The organism is Chryseobacterium sp. ISL-6, assembly GCF_018613715.1.
Taxonomy (GTDB): Bacteria; Bacteroidota; Bacteroidia; order Flavobacteriales; family Weeksellaceae; genus Chryseobacterium; species Chryseobacterium paludis.
The window spans coordinates 1-25,259 of record NZ_JAGGPT010000022.1 but is presented as its reverse complement, the minus strand read 5'-3'; the positions used below and the strand labels follow the sequence as shown (position 1 = coordinate 25,259).

At 31.9% G+C, this 25,259-nt stretch carries 22 protein-coding genes and 1 CRISPR repeat array; of the genes, 10 read left to right on the top strand and 12 right to left on the bottom strand.

Features of this window, described 5'->3' with window-relative positions:
• The first annotated feature begins 53 nt into the window (after positions 1-53).
• Both J7E44_RS23795 and J7E44_RS23790 read left to right on the top strand, forming a co-directional pair.
• On the top strand, positions 54-467 hold the full coding sequence (locus J7E44_RS23795; protein WP_214834681.1) for a hypothetical protein: 414 nt from the start codon (positions 54-56) through the stop codon (positions 465-467).
• Positions 464-1,366 carry an IS3 family transposase gene (locus J7E44_RS23790; protein ID WP_214834679.1) on the top strand — a complete coding sequence of 301 codons (903 nt, stop codon included), beginning with the start codon at positions 464-466 and terminating at the stop codon, positions 1,364-1,366. Before J7E44_RS23795 ends, J7E44_RS23790 begins: the two co-directional genes overlap by 4 nt.
• 20 nt (positions 1,367-1,386) lie before the next feature.
• Here J7E44_RS23790 and J7E44_RS23785 read toward each other — a convergent pair whose 3' ends face one another.
• The 6 genes from J7E44_RS23785 to J7E44_RS23760 all read right to left on the bottom strand — a co-directional run bounded on the left by J7E44_RS23785 (position 1,387) and on the right by J7E44_RS23760 (position 5,791).
• Complete coding sequence (locus J7E44_RS23785; RefSeq protein ID WP_214834677.1) at positions 1,387-2,124, bottom strand: DUF3667 domain-containing protein; 738 nt, start codon at positions 2,122-2,124, stop codon at positions 1,387-1,389.
• A gap of 333 nt (positions 2,125-2,457) precedes the next feature.
• The gene (locus J7E44_RS23780; protein ID WP_214834675.1) at positions 2,458-3,078 is read right to left on the bottom strand and encodes a DUF6134 family protein; all 621 of its coding nucleotides are present in this window, start codon (positions 3,076-3,078) and stop codon (positions 2,458-2,460) included.
• Positions 3,079-3,755: 677 nt separating this feature from the next.
• Positions 3,756-4,364, bottom strand: coding sequence for a hypothetical protein (locus J7E44_RS23775; protein ID WP_214834673.1), 609 nt, complete (start codon positions 4,362-4,364; stop codon positions 3,756-3,758).
• 38 nt (positions 4,365-4,402) lie between these two features.
• Positions 4,403-4,954, bottom strand: a complete 552-nt coding sequence (locus J7E44_RS23770; RefSeq protein ID WP_214834671.1) for a putative glycolipid-binding domain-containing protein — start codon at positions 4,952-4,954, stop codon at positions 4,403-4,405.
• Between the two features lie 65 nt (positions 4,955-5,019).
• Complete coding sequence (locus J7E44_RS23765; RefSeq protein ID WP_214834669.1) at positions 5,020-5,472, bottom strand: VOC family protein; 453 nt, start codon at positions 5,470-5,472, stop codon at positions 5,020-5,022.
• 133 nt (positions 5,473-5,605) lie between these two features.
• Positions 5,606-5,791: a hypothetical protein gene (locus tag J7E44_RS23760; RefSeq protein ID WP_214834667.1), complete on the bottom strand. Its 186-nt coding sequence runs from the start codon at positions 5,789-5,791 to the stop codon at positions 5,606-5,608.
• 413 nt (positions 5,792-6,204) lie between these two features.
• On the opposite strand from J7E44_RS23760, the gene J7E44_RS23755 reads away from it, so the two are divergent.
• Together J7E44_RS23755 and J7E44_RS23750 are read left to right on the top strand one after the other, a co-directional pair.
• Positions 6,205-6,417 carry a DUF4287 domain-containing protein gene (locus J7E44_RS23755; protein ID WP_214834666.1) on the top strand — a complete coding sequence of 71 codons (213 nt, stop codon included), beginning with the start codon at positions 6,205-6,207 and terminating at the stop codon, positions 6,415-6,417.
• Between the two features lie 742 nt (positions 6,418-7,159).
• Positions 7,160-8,401 (top strand): tyrosine-type recombinase/integrase, encoded by a 1,242-nt coding sequence (locus J7E44_RS23750; RefSeq protein WP_214834664.1) that lies wholly within the window; start codon positions 7,160-7,162, stop codon positions 8,399-8,401.
• Between the two features lie 344 nt (positions 8,402-8,745).
• A CRISPR array of direct repeats spans positions 8,746-10,332; the repeat unit is 47 nt; unit sequence GTTGTGAATTGCTCTCAAAAATTATTATCTTCGTGATTAGTCACAGC.
• 57 nt (positions 10,333-10,389) lie between these two features.
• Here the strand turns inward: J7E44_RS23750 and cas2 are convergent.
• From cas2 to cas9, 3 genes are read right to left on the bottom strand one after another with little or no spacing between them, the layout of a single operon-like run.
• A complete protein-coding gene (gene cas2 / locus J7E44_RS23745) occupies positions 10,390-10,728 on the bottom strand; it encodes a CRISPR-associated endonuclease Cas2 (protein WP_214834662.1) in 339 nt (112 codons plus the stop codon).
• Positions 10,725-11,618, bottom strand: a complete 894-nt coding sequence (gene cas1, locus J7E44_RS23740; protein ID WP_214834660.1) for a type II CRISPR-associated endonuclease Cas1 — start codon at positions 11,616-11,618, stop codon at positions 10,725-10,727. Before cas1 ends, cas2 begins: the two co-directional genes overlap by 4 nt.
• Entirely contained in the window at positions 11,615-15,982 is a 4,368-nt protein-coding gene (gene cas9 / locus J7E44_RS23735; protein WP_214834658.1) for a type II CRISPR RNA-guided endonuclease Cas9, read from the bottom strand. Before cas9 ends, cas1 begins: the two co-directional genes overlap by 4 nt.
• A 575-nt stretch (positions 15,983-16,557) precedes the next feature.
• On the opposite strand from cas9, the gene J7E44_RS23730 reads away from it, so the two are divergent.
• The 4 genes from J7E44_RS23730 (at position 16,558) to J7E44_RS23715 (ending at position 20,388) form a co-directional block, all read left to right on the top strand.
• Positions 16,558-17,292 carry a hypothetical protein gene (locus J7E44_RS23730; protein ID WP_214834657.1) on the top strand — a complete coding sequence of 245 codons (735 nt, stop codon included), beginning with the start codon at positions 16,558-16,560 and terminating at the stop codon, positions 17,290-17,292.
• Positions 17,293-17,372: 80 nt separating this feature from the next.
• Positions 17,373-17,651 (top strand): helix-turn-helix domain-containing protein, encoded by a 279-nt coding sequence (locus J7E44_RS23725; protein ID WP_214834655.1) that lies wholly within the window; start codon positions 17,373-17,375, stop codon positions 17,649-17,651.
• Positions 17,652-17,803: 152 nt separating this feature from the next.
• Positions 17,804-18,682: a DUF8464 domain-containing protein gene (locus J7E44_RS23720; RefSeq protein ID WP_214834653.1), complete on the top strand. Its 879-nt coding sequence runs from the start codon at positions 17,804-17,806 to the stop codon at positions 18,680-18,682.
• Positions 18,683-19,227: 545 nt separating this feature from the next.
• Complete coding sequence (locus J7E44_RS23715) at positions 19,228-20,388, top strand: hypothetical protein (RefSeq protein ID WP_214834652.1); 1,161 nt, start codon at positions 19,228-19,230, stop codon at positions 20,386-20,388.
• 300 nt (positions 20,389-20,688) lie between these two features.
• Here J7E44_RS23715 and J7E44_RS23710 read toward each other — a convergent pair whose 3' ends face one another.
• Both J7E44_RS23710 and J7E44_RS23705 read right to left on the bottom strand, forming a co-directional pair.
• Positions 20,689-21,783 carry a hypothetical protein gene (locus tag J7E44_RS23710; protein WP_214834651.1) on the bottom strand — a complete coding sequence of 365 codons (1,095 nt, stop codon included), beginning with the start codon at positions 21,781-21,783 and terminating at the stop codon, positions 20,689-20,691.
• Between the two features lies 1 nt (position 21,784).
• Positions 21,785-22,582 (bottom strand): RNA polymerase sigma factor, encoded by a 798-nt coding sequence (locus tag J7E44_RS23705; RefSeq protein ID WP_251040680.1) that lies wholly within the window; start codon positions 22,580-22,582, stop codon positions 21,785-21,787.
• Positions 22,583-22,990: 408 nt separating this feature from the next.
• Between J7E44_RS23705 and J7E44_RS23700 the strand changes: the two genes are divergently transcribed.
• Positions 22,991-23,242, top strand: coding sequence for a helix-turn-helix domain-containing protein (locus tag J7E44_RS23700; RefSeq protein WP_214834647.1), 252 nt, complete (start codon positions 22,991-22,993; stop codon positions 23,240-23,242).
• A gap of 330 nt (positions 23,243-23,572) precedes the next feature.
• Positions 23,573-23,734 carry a type II toxin-antitoxin system VapC family toxin gene (locus tag J7E44_RS23695; protein WP_214834645.1) on the top strand — a complete coding sequence of 54 codons (162 nt, stop codon included), beginning with the start codon at positions 23,573-23,575 and terminating at the stop codon, positions 23,732-23,734.
• 173 nt (positions 23,735-23,907) lie between these two features.
• On the opposite strand, the gene J7E44_RS23690 is transcribed toward J7E44_RS23695, so the two are convergent.
• Entirely contained in the window at positions 23,908-24,771 is an 864-nt protein-coding gene (locus J7E44_RS23690) for an HNH endonuclease (RefSeq protein WP_214834643.1), read from the bottom strand.
• Between the last annotated feature and the right edge of the window lie 488 nt (positions 24,772-25,259).

Here is a 25,259-nt window from a genome sequence, read left to right as displayed (position 1 = left end):
TGTCTTGTCCTAAAATAGGTTTACACATTTTATAACCAAAAAAAGTGTGAAAAATGACAAAAAGTAAAGCAATATTAGGATTTAAAACGGCGAGCCAGTTTTCTCTAGACGAACGTCGGGTTATTATAGAGGAATACCTACGAACAGGCTGTAGAAAGCAACATATCTGGAAAAAATATACCGGTCAGTCGTTAGAACGAGGCAAGTTACTTAGATGGATGCGCGAATTGGGCTATAGCACGAAAAGTAGTAAATTTCCTGTATCAAATTCTACAGCCATGCCAAAACCTAAATCAGGCAATTCCCTTGAAAACATGCAGTTGAAAGAAAAAATAACTGAATTAGAAAAGGCCTTGATTAACTCTGAACTTCGTTGTACGGCTTATGAAACGATGATTGAGATCGCGGAAAAGGAATTGAAAATTAGCATCAAAAAAAAGTCCAATACCAAACGATCTATAGAATGAAAATGCGTAATCCTAAAATAGGATTAAGTAAATTATGCTGGTTTTTTGGTATAACACGGCAGGCATACTATCAAAGTTTTCACAGAGAAGAGTTTGTGGGAATAGAACAAGAATTGGTGCTAAAAGAGGTAATTGAGATCAGAAAAAATCATCCCAGAATAGGCACCAGAAAATTGTATATTATTTTGGAGGGTTTTATGCTGGAACATCAGATTAAAATAGGAAGAGATGCTTTGTTTGATCTACTCTCGGAGCATCAGCTTTTAATAAGAAGAAGGACAAGAAAAATAACCACGACCCAATCTCATCATTGGCTGAAAAAGTACCCTAATTTAATTAAAAACTTCACACCAAAAGCACCTAATCAGCTATATGTAAGTGATATAACTTATTGGAAGACGGAATTTGGAAATACTTATATTTCTTTAATCACAGATGCTTATAGTCATAAAATTGTAGGCCATAATTTAGCAGAAACAATGGAAGCCATCGAAAGTGTAAAAGCATTGGAAATAGCTATATCAGAACTTGAAAATGGTAAAAACCTTATTCATCATTCGGATAGAGGAACCCAATATTGCAGTGGAAAATATGTAAAGCTATTGCAGGATTATGAGATAAAAATAAGTATGACAGAAACGGGAGATCCTTTAGACAATGCAATAGCAGAAAGAGTTAATGGCATATTAAAAGGAGAATATTTAGAATGCTATTTGGTTACTAATTTCCAGGAGGCTAAAGAATTATTGGATGCGGTAGTGATATTGTATAATCAAGAACGACCTCATATGAGTATTGGAAATTTAGTGCCTGAAAAAGTCCATAATCAGCAACTCAATAAAGGAGAAAGAAAATGGAAAAATTATTATCAGAAAAAAGAATCTGTAAATGAATCGTAGGATTAAAGATAACTGTAAATTTATAACAGGATTAATAACAAAAACTGTAAACTTTTTTTAGGACGAGTCACAGTAATTGTTAATGATATTTTTAGCAAGTTAGTTTTCTTTGTACTCATCAGGCTGCCATACGTATAACCATATAAAAACAAAAATCCTGTCATAAAAAAAGAGATAAAAAAACCTTGCTCACTTACATCTGTTTTCTCTGAAAAGAGGGTCATAAAGAGTTTTATCAAGTTAATGAGTACTAATAACAGACTAAGTTGTGCCGCTAAATAAGTATTCACAAGAAAATGCTCCCAATAATTATATTGCCTTTTTATAAAAAACAACCAAGTTATTAAAGAAGCAAAAGGAATCATTATAAAAATAAAAAGACTGAAATAATGACTAAAGAACGATTCATTGACCTCAAGGACCTGATTAGGAAACCTTTTTTGATATATACTTTGTGTAAGACTTTGAAGTTTATTAACAACAAAAGTACAAATAGATGCTATTAATATAACATAAGCAAAAGGCCTAAAATGTTTTACTCGTTTTCCTGCAAGATATCCTTCTACCATTTTTCCAGGATTTGTAAAAAGACATTTTAGTGTATAGAAAAAACCCTTGTCAATATGAAAAACAGAATGTGGTATATCATGAATTAGCCAATGTACATCAATTCTTTTTTCGTGTACAGACTGTCCACATTCTGGACAATAATTACCTGAATAATTAAAATTGCAATTTTTACAAAGAGTTATTTCCATTCTTTAAAACTTGTGGAGGTACTTGATATAGTTAAATAGTAAACATTCTTAGAGCCTATATATATTATCCTCTCACATTTGTAATATTCAAATGAATTTATTCCTTCACATAAATAGGTTACTCCTAATGTAATATTCATCGGGTTCTAGATATCTTTAAATGAAATTTTTAATTCACCGAATATAAAAATATTAAATAACAACTGCAAAAAAAACTCTTTTTAAGTATTTGCAGAGAATGAGGGATGTGAACCTATCTCGTAAATACCACATTTATCTCATTTTTATTAGAAAAATCCAAAGTTTTCACAATAAATAGTTGCAATAAGGACTTTAATGGGTTTTATTTGGATTCGTATCAAGAACAAACTTTAGGTTTGCAAAATCGGTATTGGCTTCAACTAAAGTGCAAATTCCTTTGCTGTATGTGTAAGTAGTCGTGTTTCCGTTTGGCAGATCGATCCTGTATTTTTTGGAATTAATCTTCTGAATAGGAATCATCTTTTGGAATTTCTCCGAAAAAACAGATTTTATATTTTCGGGCTCATTAAAATACAGACTTGCAGTAGAGCTGAAAATGGACTGTTTTAGAGAACCATTGGCTCCATCTTTGTCCGAAAGATTATAAACACTTCCGTTCCAGGTAGCGGTATTGTTCACTTTTAGTTTCCCGTTCATTGTTCGGTAAAGTTTGGCCTGCTGTAGAATATTCTGTTTAAAAGTGACACCCATTTTGTCATAAATTTCAATACTGTAAATGATTTTTACTTTAGCTCGGGATTCAAAAATATATTCGGTGACATCATCTTTCAAAGAACGTTCCACACGGATATTGCCAATCGTTTTATCGTCTTTTATAATAGAATAATTCAGATATTCTTTGTTAATTGGTGTTACAATATTGGGTTGAAAATAATGGTACAACATCATCGAAAAAATCAGGAGTGCTTTCATTTTTTTATTTTTTAAAATAATAATGGCTTCTTTAAAAATATTTATGATGCAAAATTAGGCATGGGAAAGCCTTAGAATGTTCCATAGGATAAATGCGAACCCATTTCATTAACGGGAGTTAACTACTTGAAAATAAAACAATTAACTATAATACTGCGTTCCAATTTATAATCGTGAACCTTGTTTTCTAAACTCTCGAGATATAAGAAGGTAATTTTTTTTAAGCAGTCGCTGATAATAAATAAAGTATATTATTTCGTAATTCCTGTTCTCCACTTTTATAATAGTTTGGAATCTATACTTTTTTGAAAAATTGGAAGCTGATCAGTATTTTTGAAAATATTAGCTAAACAAAAAGAAAAAATCGATTTCTGACAATATAAGAGCAAAATGATATGGGGTTAGCAGAAGTAGGCTAATAAAAATGTCACATATCACAAATATATAAAGTAACTACTAAAATTACAGCTATATAAAATACACGTAGAAATAAGGGCTAAGGAATCTGGAAAGTTTTCAACATCTCCCTACTGCCTAAATCCTACCATTTTTTAAGTCAACTACATATCCTCCTTTTGGTTTTGATTTTTTTCGGATGTAATATAAGTTGTACAAAGTGTTTAACCAGTCAATTAGAAAATAATGTATTATGCGAGAAAGTCGGATAATATTCGAAATCATATATCTATTAATCGCCATCCTAATTCTGCTTCTTGTATTTCTTTATACTTTTCAAAGTTGATTAAATGTAAACATAGTCCATTTTGTCCATCCAGATGGATTACGTAAATAAACCCTTTAAGTTTCCAACTATACAGTTTAGTGCCAACTAAATCCCAACCAGCCTCTCTAAATTGAAAATTCGGCATTCCCAATTTGTCTTTAAAATAGTCCACTCTTTCTTTAAAGCCTTGTTCATTTAATTCCTTTGTACTTTTAAATACTAATCCAAAAAAAGAATTCTCTTTATTTGTAAGTCCTTCAATATAATCAAAGTTAATAGTACCGAAATTTGCTATTGTATCCCTCTTAGGAGACCAGATAGATAAATTATAATATATACTATTTTTCCCTTGTTTTTTTTGAATAAAAAGTTTCGTATTTCTAACAACCGAATATTCGTTCTTATTCGATAAGTTCTCATCGTTAAAATAATTTTGTATTTCAAATTCGGTTGTAATCTGTTCAATATCAATTTTCTTTCGGTCAGTTATCGACGGTTTGCTCTGTCCATAGATGGAAAGAAAAGTCATTGATACTATAAAAAAAATAATTTTTTTTCCCATTTCGTTAACTCTTTAGAAAATAATTGACAAGCTCAAAACTAATATTCTGCTATTTTTTCAAAAAGTCCAAAATAATTATCCACTAATCCAACTTCATCAACACTCATATTTCCTTTAAAACCTGAATTTAAATTTTCATAAAAATATTTGTTATCCGCTATTTTGGTATACCTCTGCTTGACAGGTACAATGTTATTTTTTAAGACATCTATATAAATCACATCAATTTCCTTTGGTGTTTCCATATCAAATGATAAATTATTAACAGGAAGCGTATTGGTAAATGGTGTAAGTGAAATATCAATGTATTTAAAACCTTTAAAATCAGAATTTGTCATTATATTAATTTGCCATCCATGTTCGGAATTCTCACCAGTCATCTTTCTTTTTATTGTATTGATTTCTGATTCGATTTCAAATGCTCTAATCAGCCAATTCCCATCAATAACCAATCTATAATTAACATCATATATATTACCATTTTGGCTGCCGATAATCTTTGATTCTACAACATTATTTTCATTCTTTTTTTCAATTTTAAAATATTCTATAGATTCATAAGCTATTCCCTTCCATAATAATGTTTTCATAATTGGAGTATTCATAAATAATATTTCTTCGCCGAATTTCTCACAGGTCTTTGTGAAGAGGAATTTTACTTACCGTTTAATTCCTCAGCCAAACCTATTAACAGCCCATCCTTTGCACGAATGTAACACAGGCGATAAGAGTTTTCGTACTGAACCATTTCGCCAACGAGTTCAGCACCATGTTTCACTAGCCTGGACACCAGCTCATCAATATTCTCAACAGTAAACATAACCCGTAAATATCCGAGAGAATTTACAGGAGCATTCCGATGATCTGAGATAGTCGACGGGTTAATAAATTGTGAAATCTCGAGCCGATTATGGCCATCGGGTGTCACCATCATGGCCACCTCAACGAGCTGCTCTCCTAATCCCGTAACACGACCAGCCCACTCTCCCTCAACCTTCGCACGTCCTTCAATCTTTAACCCTATTTCTGTAAAAAAAGAAATAGCTTCATCAAGGGATTCTACAACAATGCCCATATTGTCCATTCGCAACAATTTACTTTTTTCCATAGTATTGATTTATAAAGTTATCCTCAAAATATTGGGAAAATAGAATGTGTGTTCCAAGATATCTTTTTAAAGAAAATCTTCTAAAATCCCCTTTATTTTGACACAATCAATTTACTTATTTTTCCAATTATAGCTAAGATTCATCTTTTGTGTTTTTCACAAGGCCAATCCCTGCAATAAAGAAGATTAAACCAAGAACTCCTATCACCCCTAAGGTCGTATAAGAAGTATTTTTATTAATCAACTCATATCCAGTGTAAATCAAACCAGCGATTCCCAGAACCGTTAATATTGTTGCAAAAATTCGTTTAATGTTCATGATTTTATTTTTTTATTTTTTTAGTATTTGTAATTATTTCACTCTCTCTAAATTTCCTCATTTATTCTTGAATGAATTCATTTAAAACCTTACAAAAACCAAGCCGTTAATAAACGTCAAACATTGTCTAAATACCTCAATAATAAATCACTACAGTTCAATATTTGTATTAATCTTTAACCAATTTTCCGAAATAGCTTTTCGGCTTAACTTTTCGGATCCGTCTAATTTTGGGAAATTTTTCAGAAAGCATACCCATTTCACTCCTCTTGATTTCAAAAAATCAGAAAAGCTTAGGAATTGACCATTAATATCCTTTTTTGGACCATATCGTTTCTTTTCATACTATTTACCTTTGCTCTAAGTTAAAAAGGCTTATCATCTTCGTCAAATTCAAAAAAAAAAAAATAATTATGTCATTTACAACTTACATCAAAAATATTGAGGAAAAAACCGGCAAATCACCGGAAGATTTCCAATTTCTCGCAGACAAAAAAGGTTTTACTAAAAATGGAACTATTAACGTTAAAGCCACTGAAATTATCAACTGGCTAAAAGAGGATTTTAGTTTAGGCCATGGTCACGCAACAGCGATGTACGCCTATTTTAAAGGAAAACGTGAATAATAAAATAAGGTATTTCCACTATGAAAGCAGCATAGAAGTTGCCCATTAGATAGTTTTACTAATCTTTATAGCCCCAAAGTTCATAAGTTGATTTACTTGCCTCTCTGCTTTTAAATACCGTTCACTCATCTGCTACAGGCTGTGAAACAGACATTATAACCCAAATGGTAAAGAGTGTTTTTGACAATGGCCTTTACGTATTGCAGGAAAAATTACATAAAAAAAACATAGAATTATACTATTATAGTAAAATTGATTTTTCAGCACTCTTAGATAATTAAAGATAATGACTATAAGTTAAGTATTTAGCACCCCGGCAAGTATGTCACTACCTTTAAAGATAACGGGCTTTTCACCTTCAAACCTACATTCATGCATATATCAAGAACGCCTGTTATAGAAAGACTGCTGACATACAATTAGTTTAGTGTACTTATAAGAGCATAATCCCACTCATTTCTTTACTCTTAAAAGGGCATCTATCGAGCCCTTACAATGTTAGGCATTCTATCTTATAACCATATGAAAATGAAAGAGAAAGAATTATTAACACAAAAAAAAGAATCTTCTAAAAGAAGACCCTTTTTTTGCGGAGAGAGAGGGAAACGAACCTTGTTAAAATCATCATAACTAATTTTACATAAATATACTATATATCAATAATTTACATATATTTGTATTAATAAAAACAACTCGTTTTTATGGTTAATTATAGAAGTATTAGCACCTAAATTAGCACCTCATGAATTCTACCTTTAAATTAAAAGAACCGAATAGCGAAAAAGAAACGCTTATTTACTTTCGTTCATATTTCGGAAGTGAGGATAAAAATTTCATCTATTCCACAGGTGAAAAGATAAAACCTTGTGAATGGGATTTTGAAAACAGACAACCCAATGACATTAACGGAAGAACTAAAAGAGCAGAAAATCATCGAAGTATAAAAAGACAGCTTGATCGGTATATTGGTTTTTTCACTGAGATAGTCAACCGTTATAAAAACATAGACGAAGAGCTGACGATTGATATTATAAGACGACGATTTGATGAGGAATTCAAAAAAATCAAAATAAAAGATGATTTTTTTAGAATCTATGAGGAGTTTATTCAGGAAAAAGAAAATGATTATTCCGGTAACTCAATTTCTAAATCAACCAAAGATAGATATGAGTACAATAAAAAGCTGTTGGAGGATTTTCAGGCTCAGTATAAATTAAAATTTACTTTGGGAAATTTTGATGAAAAAATCTACAATAAATTTCTCAAATATTGTATTGAAGATAAAGACCATTCAGCAAATACCGTTCATCGAAATGTGGGATTATTGAAAACATTTCTTTACTGGACTTTAAATAAGAAATACACGTACAACAACAGCTTTATTAATTTTAAGAAACCTCCTAAATTCCGTACCGATGAAGTTGCACTGAATTATCAGCAGGTTGAAGAAATTTATAATTATGATTTCAGTAAGAATAAAAGACTCGAAAGAGTAAGAGACTTGTTTGTCTTTGGTTGTGTCACAGGAATGCGTTTTGGAAACTACAATCGAATTTCAAAACAGGATATTCAGGGAGACTTTATTAGGGTCATTGATCTGAAAAGTAAAACCAAAAACCTTTCTATTCCTCTCAACAGCATTTCACGAGCAATTTTGGAAAAATATGATTATGAGCTTCCTAATATTTCCAATCAAAAAATGAATGAATTTATCAAAGAAGTTTTTAAGGAAATGAAATTTACCGAAGATATCAAAAAGACCATGAAGTATGGAGATGAGCTGGTAGATATAAAATCTGAATTCTGGGAAAGGATTTCATCGCATACTGCAAGAAGAAGTTTTATTACTATTATGAAAAATAATAAAGTCCCTGATAAAGTCATTATGAGCTATACAGGGCATACCAGTTTAGAGGTTTTCAATAATTATTACCGCCCAAGTGAAGAGGATAAAGTAAACTATATGAATGAGGTTTTTAAATAATATTGATTTTTGCTTACATTTTAATAAATATTTACTTAATAATACATTAATTAATATGAAATCCTAAATTAAAAAAATTAAGACTATTAATAGGTTTACCATCATTACGATAAACTCTATCCAACTTTGTTCTGAACCATGTATGATTTTCATGTAAAATTCGATATCAATCTTGAAGAATTATTTTTCAAAGCATCTATAATTAATAATATAACGAGGTGTTGTAACTGCCATTCTATTTTGAAAAATTGTGCGAAAATCACAATATTTATAAGGAAATCCGTAAATATTTTATCTTCGTGATTAGTCACAGCATTACTTATTGAGTGGAGATAGACCATCTTGTTGTGAATTGCTCTCAAAAATTATTATCTTCGTGATTAGTCACAGCAATATTTTCGCATGATTACATTAAGTAAGGGTTGTGAATTGCTCTCAAAAATTATTATCTTCGTGATTAGTCACAGCCAGCAGCAGAAATACAAAGTATCAGTAACAGTTGTGAATTGCTCTCAAAAATTATTATCTTCGTGATTAGTCACAGCTATTTCGTTCCTGACCTACATAAGGCGGTTGTTGTGAATTGCTCTCAAAAATTATTATCTTCGTGATTAGTCACAGCTATTTCGTTCCTGACCTACATAAGGCGGTTGTTGTGAATTGCTCTCAAAAATTATTATCTTCGTGATTAGTCACAGCAGCACTTAGACGCGATGGATGTAAGATTGCGTTGTGAATTGCTCTCAAAAATTATTATCTTCGTGATTAGTCACAGCCTTAGGTCTTTTGGTTACTTTAAGTGAGCTGTTGTGAATTGCTCTCAAAAATTATTATCTTCGTGATTAGTCACAGCTCATCAATGAAATCCTCTAAAAGAGATTCTGTTGTGAATTGCTCTCAAAAATTATTATCTTCGTGATTAGTCACAGCTTAATCCGGAAGGATTTATCAATGCTCAGCGTTGTGAATTGCTCTCAAAAATTATTATCTTCGTGATTAGTCACAGCTTTACACCTGAGCAGGCTGTTCAGATTAAAGTTGTGAATTGCTCTCAAAAATTATTATCTTCGTGATTAGTCACAGCCAATTATTTTTATAATTATAATGGGATTATGTTGTGAATTGCTCTCAAAAATTATTATCTTCGTGATTAGTCACAGCTCTGATACTACAGGAGCAGTATATTTTTCTGTTGTGAATTGCTCTCAAAAATTATTATCTTCGTGATTAGTCACAGCTACCGGCGGTTCCTCCAGACCCATCATCCCGTTGTGAATTGCTCTCAAAAATTATTATCTTCGTGATTAGTCACAGCTGAGAGATATTAGGTTTAGATTTTGGCATTGTTGTGAATTGCTCTCAAAAATTATTATCTTCGTGATTAGTCACAGCGCTTATTGGCTATCGGAAGATTGGAGGCGTGTTGTGAATTGCTCTCAAAAATTATTATCTTCGTGATTAGTCACAGCTATATTCAGTAGATGCAGCAGTATATTATTGTTGTGAATTGCTCTCAAAAATTATTATCTTCGTGATTAGTCACAGCGTTCTGAGTTTCACTAAAGATAGACATAGTGTTGTGAATTGCTCTCAAAAATTATTATCTTCGTGATTAGTCACAGCACGAAGTCTATTTAATTTCATATTGGTTCTGTTGTGAATTGCTCTCAAAAATTATTATCTTCGTGATTAGTCACAGCCCTATAAAATCGAATACGGCAGATGCTCTTGTTGTGAATTGCTCTCAAAAATTATTATCTTCGTGATTAGTCACAGCATTATTTTACTTCAGCTCTTCCGTGGCCACGTTGTGAATTGCTCTCAAAAATTATTATCTTCGTGATTAGTCACAGCTTCAAACGGAATTGGTCTCGATTATCTCTCGTTGTGAATTGCTCTCAAAAATTATTATCTTCGTGATTAGTCACAGCCTCAAAAAACAATCTACTGATTTTCAGCAGATTGTTTTTATTTATAGGATTTAAAATTTAGAATAATTCAAGCTGTTGGAAGGTTGGTGGAGGCTCTTCTTTATTTCTAGCAAAGAAAATTTCAATATCACCAAATTGTTTATCTGTAATACACATAATAGCAACTTTTCCAGCTTTTGGTAACATAAATTTCACTCTTTTGATATGAACTTCAGCATTTTCTCGGCTTGGACAATGTCGGACATACATTGAAAATTGAAATAACGTAAATCCATCATCAATTAAAGCTTTCCGAAAGTGATTCGCATCTTTCATATTAGCCTTAGTTTCGGTCGGTAAATCATATAATACTAAAACCCACATAATTCGGTACGCATTAAACCTTTCGGCGTTCATATCAGCTCAGGATAAGAAATAAGACGTTTTTCTCCGGTATAACACTTATAAAGTGAAGTTGCTGTTGTTTTTATAGCCACTAATAATGGTCTTGTTCTATCATCAATCTTCACATCTTTTGTAGCAATTTGAAGAATATGAGCCTTAAATTCTTTATTTAACTCTTCTGTTGCAGGGTTTATTTTAAGCCATTGTATGACTAATAGATCAACAAATGGACGATAAGGTTCCATCAGATCATCGGCTAGACAGTAGGGATTATATTTATTTTTATGAAAAATTCCAAGAACAGGTAATAAACCTGTCTCAACTATTGCTCTCGCTACAATACTCCTCAAAACTGAATATCCAAAATTGAAAAACTGATTGGGTGATTCTCCGAAACGCTCTCTTAAAAAATCCAAACTAATAAGATATTTCCAGTAATGTTGTGCGGCAACGCCTTCCATATTCGTAATATCACCAGATTTTACATTTCTTTGATAGTAAATCATTGGTTCATGATAGTTTTCCAATTTAATTAAAACATTTTTCTGATTTTCAATTTTACATTCTACTGTTTGTTTCCAGAGTTGTTTTTTCAAAGGATCACTGGCTTCCAATTGATCTTTTACCCTAGCAGAATGTTCTGTATGTCCGCAAAGCGGTAGCATCATTCCTTGTGGCAAATGATGATTGTCACAACTTATCACCACAACATTATTTCCCATCATCTTCTGAATAAGATTATGAGAGATTGTAATCTGAAAATGATCCAACATCAATAATCCTAAATCTTCTACAGGAACACTACCTTTCTCAGTTTTTGTTTCTGGACAAAGGATCTTCATCTGTTCATCTTTGAGCTTTAGATTTGCAGGATTGCCAATGTAGATGGAGCGCGTAATCATAACAAAAGTTTTGAAATATTTCCTAAACGGTCAACATTAATTTTTATACAAAAATCCGCAATCTTCATTCTTTCTTCTGTCATAGTTACTTGAAGTTTATTTTGACTTTCTAATTCCCCAACTTTAGTTTTTGCATCATATTGTTTTATTAGATAAGCAATATCTTGACGAATAAAATAACATTCAGTACCCGAAGTTTTTTCAACCTTATAAATTCTTTTGATTTGCTCCTTGTTTAAATTATATAGGGTAAAATTACCATCGATAATTTCATCTTCTTCAGGTACATATACTAAATCATTTGGAGATAAATCAAATAACAACTTATCACCTTTCTCATTTTTTAAAGGCACAGAATTTAATCTTTGTTTTTGTCTTTCAATGACAATATTCAAAGGAATCGTTTCATAATTTCTTTTTCCATTTTTATCTTCATAAATAGCAAAAAATAAATTTGTTCCTTTTGCAGCCTCCACATATTTATCTTTTTTATTCCCTGTCTGACCAACCGCAAACCTTCCAGTTCCTTTTTCAAATACCCTTACTTTAAAAATTGGCTGATGAAAAACGCCATCATTTAGTTCGATAATATTTTTATTCATTTCTTCTATAGATTCTAGAGTGAACGCTAATGTTTCTGGAGCAATTTCTTTTCCTTTTTCATCAAAAACATCTCTATATTTTTCTAAATGAGCCAAAAGTATTTTTTGGATACCTTCATCAGTTATTGAATTTTTAATTTTTTTCTCATCAAAGCTCGTATCTAACGATTTTCGAATTGCTGTCAATATTTCATTCTTTCCAACTTTCATTCTTAATAAATTAACTTTTGCATAAACAAATTCTTTATGCATCGGTTTTCTAATTGCCCAGTTTGTTCCTTTTTGCTCTACTCTTTCTTTGATTTTCTGACCATCTTTCTCTACATATTTCTCGTAATAGTTACTAGCTTTATTAATTACACGAAGGTTTTGTTTAAAGCTTACAATAATTTTATCTAAACTATTTCTAGCTTCAACAGTAAAATTTTCCCAAGGTTTCAAAAACTGTTTCGGAACATCTCTTTCAACTTTCTCTCCTGTTTGTGTATTATTGTAAACAACTTTTTCAAACTTCATCAGTTTCTTCTTCAAATCATAACGTTGGGTGTCTGATTTTGCCGCTTGATTGTTAAGTAAATTCACGTGGTCTTTTGTAGCACAGGCAATCACCAAAGCATCCAAAGCATGATGGCGATGGTCGATTCTTTTCTTAGAAAACCCTTTGGAGAAATTTATTGGAACGGTTGGCAAATATTTCTGATGGTTTTCATTCCAAGCTGTAAAATCTGTTGAATTGGTTAGCTTATTCATCCTTTCAAAACGTGGCATTATCAAATCATTCCAAACATCATTTAATCCCCAATCTTGTTTTAACTGTGTTGTAATTTTTCCATTTCCGGGAACAATATTTTTGGAATTCACACCCTCATCACTTCCATCAGCTATACGAACAATATTGGAAAGAATACCGGAAATATATTTACTGATATGTCGAGTATCATTCATCTGACGCTCAATCATTTTTTCAGGAATTTCTTCTAATAAAAGCTTATTTCTCTTACCTCGATTATTGTCATAATGTTTTTTTACAAAATCTTCATATTCTTCTGCTTCAAAAATTTTTACGTTTTTTCCAAAACCGAGCTCAATAATAGTACCTCCAAATTTCTTAATAAATCCAAGTCCGATATAATTATCCTTCAGTTTATTAACGGCAGATTCACAAATGATTTTATTGCTGAAGCTATCATCAAAATATCGACTTTGCGGGATGATATGCTCAATTTCATATTCTGGTGTGAACAGTTTATTTAAAGGAATTATTTGCCCCGTGTAAGGCGATTTATATTTCTGTTCTAGCCAAAGTTTATATCTTTTTAAATCTGACAAAGATGGCTGTGCGATTTTACTGATTTTCAAATATTCATCTTCAATTTCAATACCTGAATTCAACACTCCATCTTCATAAATTTTCAAAATTTCCTGTTGCATCGGAGAATACAGCCGAACATTTTCAACCGAATGATCATTCATCATTTCAACCAATAAAGCTTTGATACGGAGATTGGTATTTTCATTTTCAGAAATTTGTCTAGTTAACTTCTCTCTTTCTTTAGCGGGAAGTTTCATTTCTCTTCCTAACTCGATATGAATTTCGTTAAAAAAATCTTTTACTCCATTTCCGTATTTCAGCCAAATATCTTTTACAACCCGTAAAGTTTCTGTAATCACCTGTTCAACAATCGGATTACGAAGCGAATGCTGCTTGAACTCTTTTAAAAAATGTTCCAAATCATCAGCTGAATTCCATTTTCCAATCATTGAAATTTCTGAATGCCTTCCGTAAACAATATATTGAGCCAGCCACAATTGCAAACCTTGAAAATCATTTTCAGTCGTCAGGTGAAATGCCTTTTCCCTTACTTTATCTTTGATATTTTCATCATATTCTCCATTGATGATCTTCTGAATTCTGTCTTTTGAATATATATCGATATCGGTATAATTCCAACATTTTCCTAACCGCATCAAAGGTAACAGTTTCTTAATCGCTTTTTCGGAAAAAGAACCGTATTCGCTTTTAAAAGGTGGAATTTTTTTAAATGCCTCAAGGAAAGAAATCTCTTGCAAACTATTTTTACTGGCAAAAGATATTAAAGCTTTTTCATATTCAACTTTATCATTAACGGAATAGATGATATGCCAAATATTTTGTTCAATTTCTCTCGTCAGGAAATCATCAGGAATATTTTCAACTTTATCTAACCTTGATAAAATCATTGTTTTAGTTTCGTTGCAAGGATATTTTTTATCCTCTACAAAATTCCAGCGATGTGTTTTTTCATTTAGCTTAAAATGTTTTAATAAAGCTTTTTGGTCAACTTCTTTCCGGCTATTTAGAAACTCAAATATATTTTCGTAATCTTTGGTTGTGTTTAAAATTTCTTTGGTAATATTATCATCATTATCCTTTTTATAAATATTAAGATTAAAAATCCATTGCCAGATTCGGAATTCCTGATAATAAGGATTGGATTTTGGAATCGCTTTTAAATATTGAATATGCTCTACTCCATTTTCATCTTTATATTTTCTAAACTCTAATGTACAGTTTGAAATAGAAGATTTCTGACTTCTTAAAGGTCTTTGATAAAAAATGATGTCTTCCATAAAAAGATGTACAAAATCTTTTTTGCTTAAAGTCAATTGATGAGCTTCATTATTTCGATATAATTCACGCACACAATCAATGTAAAACTCATTATTTTGTAATTCCGTATGAAACTCTTTCTGTTTTTCTAAAATTAGTTTCAGCTCAGCTTTATAGAATTTCCTTTCAATTGTACGAACCAGTTTTCCCTTAATTTTTTGTTTCGGATTTTGAAGAAGTGCTTCATAAATGTATGTTCCGACGGTCTTATTTGATTTATAGATTTCCTTTTCAGTTTTTGTTTTTACTAATACCCAATCATCTTCCTTTGGAACCCGAAAACTCCGGACTTCTTGACCTTCCTTGTTAATTTTTATTGTTCCATCGTCATTAATATCAGAAGTCACAATGAAATCTCTTGTTTTATCTTTCCAATCAAATAATGGGATTTTGCTTGGACGTCTATAAATCCATCCATTCTCTAATATCAAAGAGTACCAAATATCATTTTTTCCTCTTTGAGGTTCATCAGCTAAAACATTTTTAATTTTCAAAGAATAAAATTCTACTAGTTTATTCGGATTTTCCTCTTCTTCTTCGCCTCGTAATTGATAATATCCACGTTTCTGATTAAAATTTAATAGTAACCAAGTTAATTCTTCTTTTTCTATTTTTTGCGTTAGTGCTTTCTTACGAAGATAATATATTGTCCAATCGTAAGGAACTTTTTTGTTATTGCCTAATAGTTGTGGTTGATGATTTTTAAAATCTGCAAGCATTTCTTCAAAAGAATTTTTGAAAATAAATCCTTCATTATTATAAGCTACCTTCGGTTCGGTTTCATCCTTAAATTTTCCGATTTTTTTCTCAAAATCAATTTGTAAAACATAATGTTCAGGAAGGAAATTCAAAACGTTCAAAACTCTATGAAGCCTCTCTCTGCGCAGTAAAAATCTTTCTCGCAATCTTCTTACACCTCTGTAATCTGTTCTTGCAGATGTTTGTGAAACAGAATTTCCTGCACCAAATTCTCCAAGAACTTTTTGATCCATCGGAATAATTCGACAGCCCATCCCAAGAATTTCCCCTTGCTTGTTTTCAATATTTTTTTTTACCAACGCCCAGCCAATTGAATTGGTTCCCAAGTCTAATCCTAATATATTTTTTTCCATAATTGTTTCGTTTTTTATATAACATAAAAATATAAATTAAAAAACTATTGAAATTATGGATTCCCGTAAATAAACTATAAGTTTTTTAATTTATATTTGTATCAATAATTTTGAAGCAATTCACAATAAGGATTATTCCGTTGTGAAAACATTTGGGTCACCTCTTGCCCATAATCAGGAGGTTTTTTTATGTCTTTTGAGTTATGTTGTGAGAAAAAATTTGACACTACAATATTTAAGAAACATATATTTTTTATTAATAGAGCCCTTTAAAGATTTATTATCTATTTAGTAGTAATTCATATCTTAAAAATCTTTAGAATTTCTTTCTAAGTTTCTAAAATTAAATATTTACAAAACTTCAACCCATTAAACAGATACGAATCCTAAACGAAATGATTCAGTATTTTTTAGGTAGGTTTACAATATTGGATAAATATTAAAAAAATGCAGATAAGTTTGAGTTTGCCTACTTTTTTTCTTAACCTATCTATAAATTGATATTGCTCCTTTGAAAAATTCAGAGTAAATAATGGAAAAGTATTTCTGCAACTAAATAATCATTAATTTAGAGAATGGATCAAAAGAAACTATACGGACGTTGGAATTTTTGGGAAGAATTTGCAGGTTTTCCTATGATGATCTATTATTGGATCAGGGGTGATAAAATTCAAAAAATGTTGTCTGACAGGATTAAAAAAGCCCAATATAAAGCCACTCAATTGATTCTAACGAAAAAAATGAAACATGAGTTTCTGATTGATTACGAAAAGCTAGATAACTTTTTCAGCTTCCACTTTAAAGATATTGATTCATCCAGAAGTCATAATTTTGATGAAAAAATTAAATACTGCTTAGATCAATACAAAAAGGAATCATCTAGACAATTAAGTTCAAGCAATTTAATGAAGCTTCAAGAAAATTTTCTTAAGGGAGCTGCAACTACCCTTTTTTTGTACTTTGCATTGGATAGCAAGGTAAAAAGAGAAATCCGACTGTCTGATATTATGATCGGGGAAAACAGCGCAAAAGTTTTTCTTGGCTTTTTGAAAGCTAAAAAATTTATCGATGAAAATCATAATCTACTAGTCGATCAAAAATCCTCACTGATAAGAATACACCGATTCTTAAAAGACAATCACGTTATCAATCCAGACTTTCAAGATACTACAATCATGGAAGCAATGGAAAACGAATATAATACCAATTTTGATAAAGGAACATTTTCAAGAGCCATCCTTGTTAAAGCTACTTATTTTGAAGAAAGTATATTTAAAGAATTATCTAAAATGTTTAATATCAAGCATTAAACTCTACACAATTCAGTAGAATTGTATAATTAATCCTTTTAATCACACACTTTTATCTGCAAATTTAAAATAACAGGATTATGCAGACAACCAACCCATTCCAAATTATTCTTGACGAATTAGGGGAACTAAAAGACTTAGTTATTTCCCTAAAAAAAGAACCTGAAATCGAACTGAAAAAGAAGTTCTATTCCATCAAAGAATGTTCAATCATTCTAAAGGTCGATTACCAGACCGTACGCTCACACATTTTAAAAGGCAACATCAAAGCGGAACAAATAGGAAGATTCTACAGGGTAAACCATTTTGATTTGATGAATGCTCTACATGAAGTAAAATCACTTAAATATAAAAGATAAACAGTTTTAATTGTTTATCCAAAACCGTATTTCTTAACCTTTCCCTATTTCTTATTGCGGAAGAAAAAAGACAGGAGACACTAGAGATAGATAAAAAAGAAATAAGCCATCAATTGAAAAAATTAAAATATAACAAATACAAAATTACAAAAATGAACTGCAAACAATTTAACAGCATATCGTTGGAAGAAGTCCTCCTTTCTCTCGGACACCTTCCCACGAAACAGAATGAAAAAGAAGCTTGGTATCTGAGTCCTTTTGCCAGCGAATCTGAGGCCTCATTTAAAATTAATAAAAAACTTAATTATTGGTACTTATTTTCAGAAGGGATCGGTGGGAACAATACTGCTTTTATGAAGAAATATTTGAATACTTCGGTAAATGAAGTTTTAATTTGGGCAGAAGATCAGAATTTTTCTTCTTTTCAAAATCAAAATATTTCCAATCAGAAATTAGAGAATCTTTCTAAAAATTATCAGATAACTGAAATTATAGACGTGCAACATCCAGCACTTTTAGAATATTTAAATGAAAGAAAAGTAGAAAATCAAATTCAATTCTTAAAAGAAATTCATTATCAGATCAATGATAAAAACTATTTCGGAATTAGTTTCAAAAATAATTCTAGTGGTTACGAAATTCGCAATAAATACTCAAAAATTTGTTTAGGCAAAAAAGATATTTCAACCATCAAAAGTGATTCGGATTCGCTTCGGGTATTCGAGGGCTTTTTCGATTTTCTTTCCTTTAAAAATGTAGAGAAATTTTTAGAAAAAGAACCTTCGGATTACATCATTTTGAATTCCGTTTCGATGATTTCTAATATTAAAAACTCACTCGATAATTATGAAAACATCGAGCTTTATTTTGACAATGATGAAGCTGGAAGTCGTGCCATTCAAATCATTAAAAATGAAAACCAAAATGCAGAAGATTGTCGGATTTTGTATTCAGATTTCAAAGACTTAAATGATTGGATGATTCACAAAAATCTATCGCCTGAAAGACAGGTAAAACTTAGGAGAAGGTGAGTAAAATAAACGCAGGTGATATATGGTAGGGTGTTAGTGCAAAAAGTACCCAAAGTTTACAATAAGCGTGTATGCTGATTGTAAAATTGGGATTTTTGGTTTTCTCCTATCGTCGAAAACGGAAATATTTCTATTAGATAAAATAAGCACAATAATTCCTCGGAAAATCAAACCAGCCAAATGAATCAGAAAACCAAATAATAAAACAAACAATTAAAAGGACAGGAAAAATTACAAAGGAAAATAAGAGGAAAAGATGATAAAGCGCGTGGTATATTTTTACAACTATCCGCAAAAGTTAGGAGCGCATTCGCAACTTTGAAACTCCCTGCGGTCCTAACAAAGTTTCTAATACGCTCTGCGAGGCTTTTGACCTGAGTAAAATAATATCAGGTTGGCTTTATTGACCAGTGTAAAAACACTGGCATTTTTATCCAAGGTGTTTAAATAAACACAGGTAAAAAGTAATGCCGAGTAATATAACTACAGCAAAAATTTAAAAGCATAAAACAATAAAAGTGTAAAACTTTAAAGATGTAAAAGCAATGAAGACCTCTATTAATTTCAAAGCTGTTAAGTCGGATTCTGAAACCCACAATTTCAGGAAGAAAACTTTTGATTACATCCGGAAAGATCTGACGCCAAAGAATGAATATTGGATGGAACAGAAAATAGCTGACCGAATCCAAAAGATCGAAGCGTATTGCAAAGAAAAGTCCGGAAGAAAATTACAGAAGAATGCAATGCCTGTTCGGGAAGCGGTCGTTGTAATTAAAGAGAACACAACTATGCTGGAACTACAAAACTTAGCCAAAAGACTGGAAGAAGAATTGGATATCCGTGTTTTTCAGATTGCCATTCACAAAGATGAAGGACACACTGATAAAGACACGAAAGAATGGAAACCAAATTACCACGCTCATTTGGTAGCAGACTGGCAGGATCTAAAAACAGGAAAAACACTTAAACACCAATCCTTCCATTATGCAAAAATGCAGGATCTGACAGCTGAATGCTTAAGTATGGAAAGAGGGATTTCCGGTTCCAGAGGAAGATTGGAAGCCATTGAGTTTAAGATTCAGCAGAAAGAAGAAGATCTCAAAGTTTTGGAAGAAAGGTATGACATAATGAAATCTGAACTGGGTTCGAAAAAATCGGAGGGACTGGTAGTCAAGGAAAATGATTTTTTAGGTTTTAAAAAAATTAAGACTGACAAGACCATTGAGAATTATGAAACAGCATTTCGAACTTACAAAAGCACAATTCTGAAAAATAAAAGAGAGTTGGAATCTAAGGCAAAACAAATTACTGATCTTAATACAAAGGTTGATGATCTAAAAAAGCAAGTACAACTATTCAAAAACAAAAACGCTGTATTATTGACCAACCCGGCAGTTTTTGCTTCTGAAAAGAAAAAATATCTGGATTCTGTTATTAATATTGTTGAGAAGGAGATCAAATTTTCAAGATTTAGAAGTCCACACCCAGACATAAGAGATAGGCAAAAGCTCATATCGGAAATGGGAAAAATAGCACAGAAAATTTCACAAGAAAATACGGTTCCATTTTCAGCCTTAAGTGAGATTTTTAAAGACAATGAAATGGTCAATCAGCTTTTCTCTTTGTTACAATTCGGTAATAACAGTAAAAATTATGAGGCTGAGGATATTCCAATTCAAAATAAAAGAAAGAGAAAAAAACTTTGAAATCCGGAACTTATTGCAGAGTAATTTCTTTAATTGATAGCAATCAAGCAATCAAGCAAGAGATCGAGAAAGTAGAGAAGCAACCAATCAAGCAAGCAATCTTGCTAGATTGAGTGATAACACCTTTTATGTTGTAGGATTTCCCTATTTGCAACACTTGCTATTTTGATTATGCTTTCTTCATTTTGAAGAAAAAAGAAACCCACGCCGTTGTATACACCGGAAACGTATTTAGTTCCGGTATTTAGTGAGTGTTCAAGACCTCACCCTACGGGTTTACAAGCACCCTCATTTTTTTAGCTATCCGATGATCAATTCGATACCGGCTTTTTCTGCTTTGTATTTTATCTTGGTCTGCAATTCATAATAACTCCAGTTGCGCAGCACAAATTCCTGTTCTTTTGCAATCCCGATTTTGTCTTCCTGATCTTTAAGAATCAGAGTGCCCGCCTGCTGCCGGATGCAGAAATCAATCAGCATCCGGCTGTACAAGTGAAGATGATGACTGACAAAACGGTTTTCCAGATTCTCTGTTTTTTGTAGTGCCTTCTGTTTCCGTTTGATTCCATTTCCGGAACGGGAATAAGCAACTCCAGCTCGAATCCTTTTATTACTGGCTTGGATCGCCAACCTGCGGTATAGGAATTCCTCTTTCGAACCAATATTCATTCGCACATTGTTGGCTTTTACCACGATAGGATGTTCTAACGACAGGGATGCTTCAGCAATGATTTCGGGTTTTAAACAGTGGTCTTCTTTTTCAAATTCAAAGACGGCCTGCCAAAAGATCTTACCGTCTTTCAGTTGTACCTGTGAATTGTATAGCTTGATCTCTTCTCTTAAGAGGCGTTCTAGGATCAAATGTTTATCCGAGAAATCTCTTCCTAAATACGTTTTAACCGGAATCGCAAACATATTGAAGCTAAACGCTTTTTTTTCAGGATCGTACTTCATTTTGCTGATACACTTGACTGGAAGCGGAATGGGAATGTCTTTTTTAAAGTTCATTAATGATTTTGATCCCTGCCAATAGTCGGCTTTGTTTTTAGAAAAGGTGGATTGAATCGTATTGTTCAGGCATCCTAGAATGTCGGTCGGAATTTCTCCCTTGAAACGGTCAAAGACCAGGCGTGCCGTGGTGTTTGTTTTCGAACGGTTGAAGATTCCCATTTCATCTTTTTTTTCATCAGCTAATTTATATTGGATCTCTTCGGTGAGGTAAAAGAAATCCTTGATCATTTCCTGTACATACAGATGAGAAACAATCAGATTAGCCGCCCGGAGACAGCGGTTCTGATACCGATAGAGTTTTTCCCACATCTGGTTTTTATCATTAGATGGAACATCAATCAGCAGCTGAATTTTTCGGGTCAGTGTTATCGTAGACTTTTTCATATTAAAGTAGTATTTCAGATCGGTTTTTATTTTGCAGATGCTGATAGGCGTACAAAAATTCCCTATGGACTTCTTTTTCCGGTAGTTTGAGTTCTTTTGCAATTACAGCAAACGAAGATTTATGCTCAAACCTTCTTTTAATAATCTCGAGCTGTTGACTGCTGAGTTTTTCTGACTGCTCTTCTTTATCAACAGTTTTTTCCTGTGGTTGCTCAAAAGTTGTTACCTTAAGAATTTTCCTAAGCTCATCTATAGCTTTGCTCACCTCAGTGCTGATGCCTGTCACGCTGCTCCCCATAGCCTCCGCGATGGGTTTGTATTGGAAGCCATATTCCAAGCAAAGTTCAATCAGGTGTTTTCTTTTAGGGTTCAGAACGGGTAAAACCTTTGTGATTTCATCGAATCTCTTTTGATCGGATTCCTGGCTATGTAAATACTCCTTATCTTTCAAAGGGTCGTAACCTGCAAGATACTCCTGATAATTCTCAAAACTGTCAAGAGAGGCCATTAAGCGGGTGAATTTATTCCGGGGAGCAGTGACATATGCTATACAATCCCTTTTCATAACAAACCGTAAAAAGCCCGTAATATGATTAGGCGTTTCAATGGTGTCGCGGTGCAGCCACAATTTGAGGAAGGTATCCTGAACAATAGTGTCCACGACAAAATCATCCTTAAGCACCTGCCATCCAAGCCAGAAAAGAAGTCTTTTGTAGCGTAAATGAAGATGTTCGAGAGATGCAGGATTACCTTTTTTCAGCAGTTCGTACAACTGAAGATTGGTCAACTTTCTGGGCAAAGAGTCTGTTCTTTTCATAAGCAGCGGATTTTATCTAAGTTATTACAGGAAGAACTGCTTAGATTTTTAAGATGAATTCGCTACATCATTGAAAATACTCAATTACTATAATCTGCCAAAAAAAAGGCGTGGAACTCAACTTACCGACTAGTGGTACTGGCATACCAAGCAACGATAAGTGAGCCCACGCCGAAGTCGTGGGCACATTTACTTATCAACTCGTCGCTTTTTGAAAAGTGCCAGTTTTCTAGTCGAGAATCTAAGCAATAGCTTCTATATTTCTTTGAACTATCGCAAAGTTACACTACTGTAACTTGTCTTACAAATATAACAAAATATTTTATACTTGGGATATATCCCAATAGAATTATTATCAATTTATTGCACATTGCTTTAAATAAAGCTACGATGGACATTTTAAAGGATCTCACAATTGGTATTGGAAAAAGAATTAAGGTAATAAGAAAACAAAAAGCTTTGACTCAAGAAACATTAGGATTGATAACTGGAATTGATAGTGCTGATATAAGTAAATATGAGTCAGGTAAAATTAATTTAACTCTAAAAACAATTTCGAAGTTTGCTATCGCATTAGGAGTACATCCAAAAGAATTATATGATTTCGATCTTGATATTATGGAATATAAAATTGAAGGATAAATATATCCCGGCTTAAATTGGGGATTTGTTTTTTGGGAAGAAATTTATTACAGCTAGATACAGGTCATTTTTTTGAATATAATGGCATCTCAGACTAAAGTCGATAAAAAAAAGAAGGAATATAGGTGTGCACCTTTGCGAGAGCAAGTCATCGAAATGAATGAAGACAAGCCATTTGGACTAAAGAAATCTTTTATCTAAATTGTTAGTTAATCATACAAATAAAAGATATGATCATTTGAAATTGATAGAAAAAATTGCTTACGAGAGTTAAATAAATCAGATTGCCATAATACGTAAATTATGGAATATTATAATACAAAACCTACAATGGTAACACTTATCCTTGATACGAATATATGGATTTATCTCGCTAAAGGTGAACATCCTGAAGTTCTCGAAAAACTTATTGAAAAATACAATAAAAAAGAAATTCAATTTTTAATCTCAAGTATCCAAATTGAAGAGTGGAATAGAAATAAGGGTGAATAATACATCAAATAAAAGATGCTATAAGATTCCAAACACAGAATGCTCAGACTATTTCTGAATATTTAGAAGGAGATGATAAAAAATCATTTACAAAAACTCTTTCGGATTTCAAAAACAAAGAGGAAAGCTTATTAAAAGCAGCGGATGAAAGGTATAATAGAAAAACTTAAATCTTAAAGTATAAATTGATGATAATCTCCACGGTTTGATAATTTTAAATCCTGTGGCACAGTAAAAGTATGTGTAATATCAAAGTTACAAACACCCATTCCGGTAGCAGGAAGATTCCTCTTAGCAAATGTATCGAATATCGATTGTCGTCGAATTAAGACCTTACCATTGCACCCTGCAAAAATACATTCTGCTTCATGGACAATCTTACTTGGCTTCTCCTTTAAAGACTTAATCGTCATTACTATAGCAAAAATAAAGAAAATAGTAAATATACCTAGCAATAGTCCAATATTTAGGTACTGATCATCATGGAGAACAAATATAAAAAGTAGTATAAATATCACTATACAACCTCCAAATAGCAGAAGATTTAGATAAGCATTTAGTTTATTAAAAGGCCTTTTCATTTGTTCATAAACAACATGTGGATATTTCAAATATTTACCGTTTCCTACTGGATAAGGATTATACACCCCATTTAATGTATCTCTTATATGTTTTTCATGGTTTTTCTTAATGAACTGCAGCTCTTCCAACTCAAAATTTTCCGTTTCCTTATGGCAAGTGGGATGCAATAAAAACATATTTTCAAATCTATCTTTAAGTTCATATGGTATATCTCTGTAACTTTTGAGATTTTTATTATCTCTAGCTATAACATGAGCTTGATGAACTGTTATTTGTAAAGTGGCCATATCAATAAATGGCTTTTTACAATATGCACAAATTCCTCCGGAAAGTCCAAACAATAAATGTAAATCTTTATCTGATAGTCTTTTTCTTGCTTTACCATTACTGTGTTTCTTCTTTTCAGTTTGTCCGGATTTCTGAATTTTTGTTGTCTCCTGTATTGTTTTCTCCATAATTTAATTTTTGATACCTAACAAATAAAACGGTTTAGCCTATTAAAGTTAATTAAGATACAAATATTTGGTAATTCAAGGGTAAATTGTAAGAGTGTAAAATCATATAGAATTTCCAAAGATTAAAAAAGAATATACTGAGTTAATTTGAATCCTTTTTAAGATTTCAAAAAATAAAAAATGAGTTCCGAAGTTTTTCCTCCTTTTTGCAAAAAAGGCAAGATCGTCTTTGTGGTACAACTTGAAAAGTTTGTACGTACAAAGACACATCTTGCCGTTACAAACAACCCACTTTTTCAGAGCTCTGAAAAAATCGCCACAATAAATAACCCTCTTGTAATCAATTATTTAAATATTTTTTTTTACTATTGAGAGAAAGAAGACATTATGTATGATTAGAAAAAAATACGCTAACCTGTATTCATTTAACTCAGGTAAGAATGTAACCTGATACTATTTTGTACAGATGACTCGTCCTAAAAAAAGTT

Excerpts from the sequence above, each read along its gene's own strand:
- J7E44_RS23710 (WP_214834651.1), bottom strand. The coding sequence starts at position 21,783 with ATGAAAAAGTCTACGATAACACTGACCCGAAAAATTCAGCTGCTGATT.
- J7E44_RS23715 (WP_214834652.1), top strand. The coding sequence starts at position 19,228 with ATGAAGACCTCTATTAATTTCAAAGCTGTTAAGTCGGATTCTGAAACC.
- J7E44_RS23695 (WP_214834645.1), top strand. The coding sequence starts at position 23,573 with ATGGTAACACTTATCCTTGATACGAATATATGGATTTATCTCGCTAAA.
- cas2 (WP_214834662.1), bottom strand. The coding sequence starts at position 10,728 with ATGAACGCCGAAAGGTTTAATGCGTACCGAATTATGTGGGTTTTAGTA.
- cas9 (WP_214834658.1), bottom strand. The coding sequence starts at position 15,982 with ATGGAAAAAAATATATTAGGATTAGACTTGGGAACCAATTCAATTGGC.
- J7E44_RS23690 (WP_214834643.1), bottom strand. The coding sequence starts at position 24,771 with ATGGAGAAAACAATACAGGAGACAACAAAAATTCAGAAATCCGGACAA.
- J7E44_RS23700 (WP_214834647.1), top strand. The coding sequence starts at position 22,991 with ATGGACATTTTAAAGGATCTCACAATTGGTATTGGAAAAAGAATTAAG.
- J7E44_RS23795 (WP_214834681.1), top strand. The coding sequence starts at position 54 with ATGACAAAAAGTAAAGCAATATTAGGATTTAAAACGGCGAGCCAGTTT.
- J7E44_RS23765 (WP_214834669.1), bottom strand. The coding sequence starts at position 5,472 with ATGGAAAAAAGTAAATTGTTGCGAATGGACAATATGGGCATTGTTGTA.
- J7E44_RS23785 (WP_214834677.1), bottom strand. The coding sequence starts at position 2,124 with ATGGAAATAACTCTTTGTAAAAATTGCAATTTTAATTATTCAGGTAAT.
- J7E44_RS23755 (WP_214834666.1), top strand. The coding sequence starts at position 6,205 with ATGTCATTTACAACTTACATCAAAAATATTGAGGAAAAAACCGGCAAA.
- J7E44_RS23720 (WP_214834653.1), top strand. The coding sequence starts at position 17,804 with ATGAACTGCAAACAATTTAACAGCATATCGTTGGAAGAAGTCCTCCTT.
- J7E44_RS23730 (WP_214834657.1), top strand. The coding sequence starts at position 16,558 with ATGGATCAAAAGAAACTATACGGACGTTGGAATTTTTGGGAAGAATTT.
- J7E44_RS23770 (WP_214834671.1), bottom strand. The coding sequence starts at position 4,954 with ATGAAAACATTATTATGGAAGGGAATAGCTTATGAATCTATAGAATAT.
- J7E44_RS23725 (WP_214834655.1), top strand. The coding sequence starts at position 17,373 with ATGCAGACAACCAACCCATTCCAAATTATTCTTGACGAATTAGGGGAA.
- J7E44_RS23775 (WP_214834673.1), bottom strand. The coding sequence starts at position 4,364 with ATGGGAAAAAAAATTATTTTTTTTATAGTATCAATGACTTTTCTTTCC.
- J7E44_RS23790 (WP_214834679.1), top strand. The coding sequence starts at position 464 with ATGAAAATGCGTAATCCTAAAATAGGATTAAGTAAATTATGCTGGTTT.
- J7E44_RS23750 (WP_214834664.1), top strand. The coding sequence starts at position 7,160 with ATGAATTCTACCTTTAAATTAAAAGAACCGAATAGCGAAAAAGAAACG.
- cas1 (WP_214834660.1), bottom strand. The coding sequence starts at position 11,618 with ATGATTACGCGCTCCATCTACATTGGCAATCCTGCAAATCTAAAGCTC.
- J7E44_RS23780 (WP_214834675.1), bottom strand. The coding sequence starts at position 3,078 with ATGAAAGCACTCCTGATTTTTTCGATGATGTTGTACCATTATTTTCAA.
- J7E44_RS23760 (WP_214834667.1), bottom strand. The coding sequence starts at position 5,791 with ATGAACATTAAACGAATTTTTGCAACAATATTAACGGTTCTGGGAATC.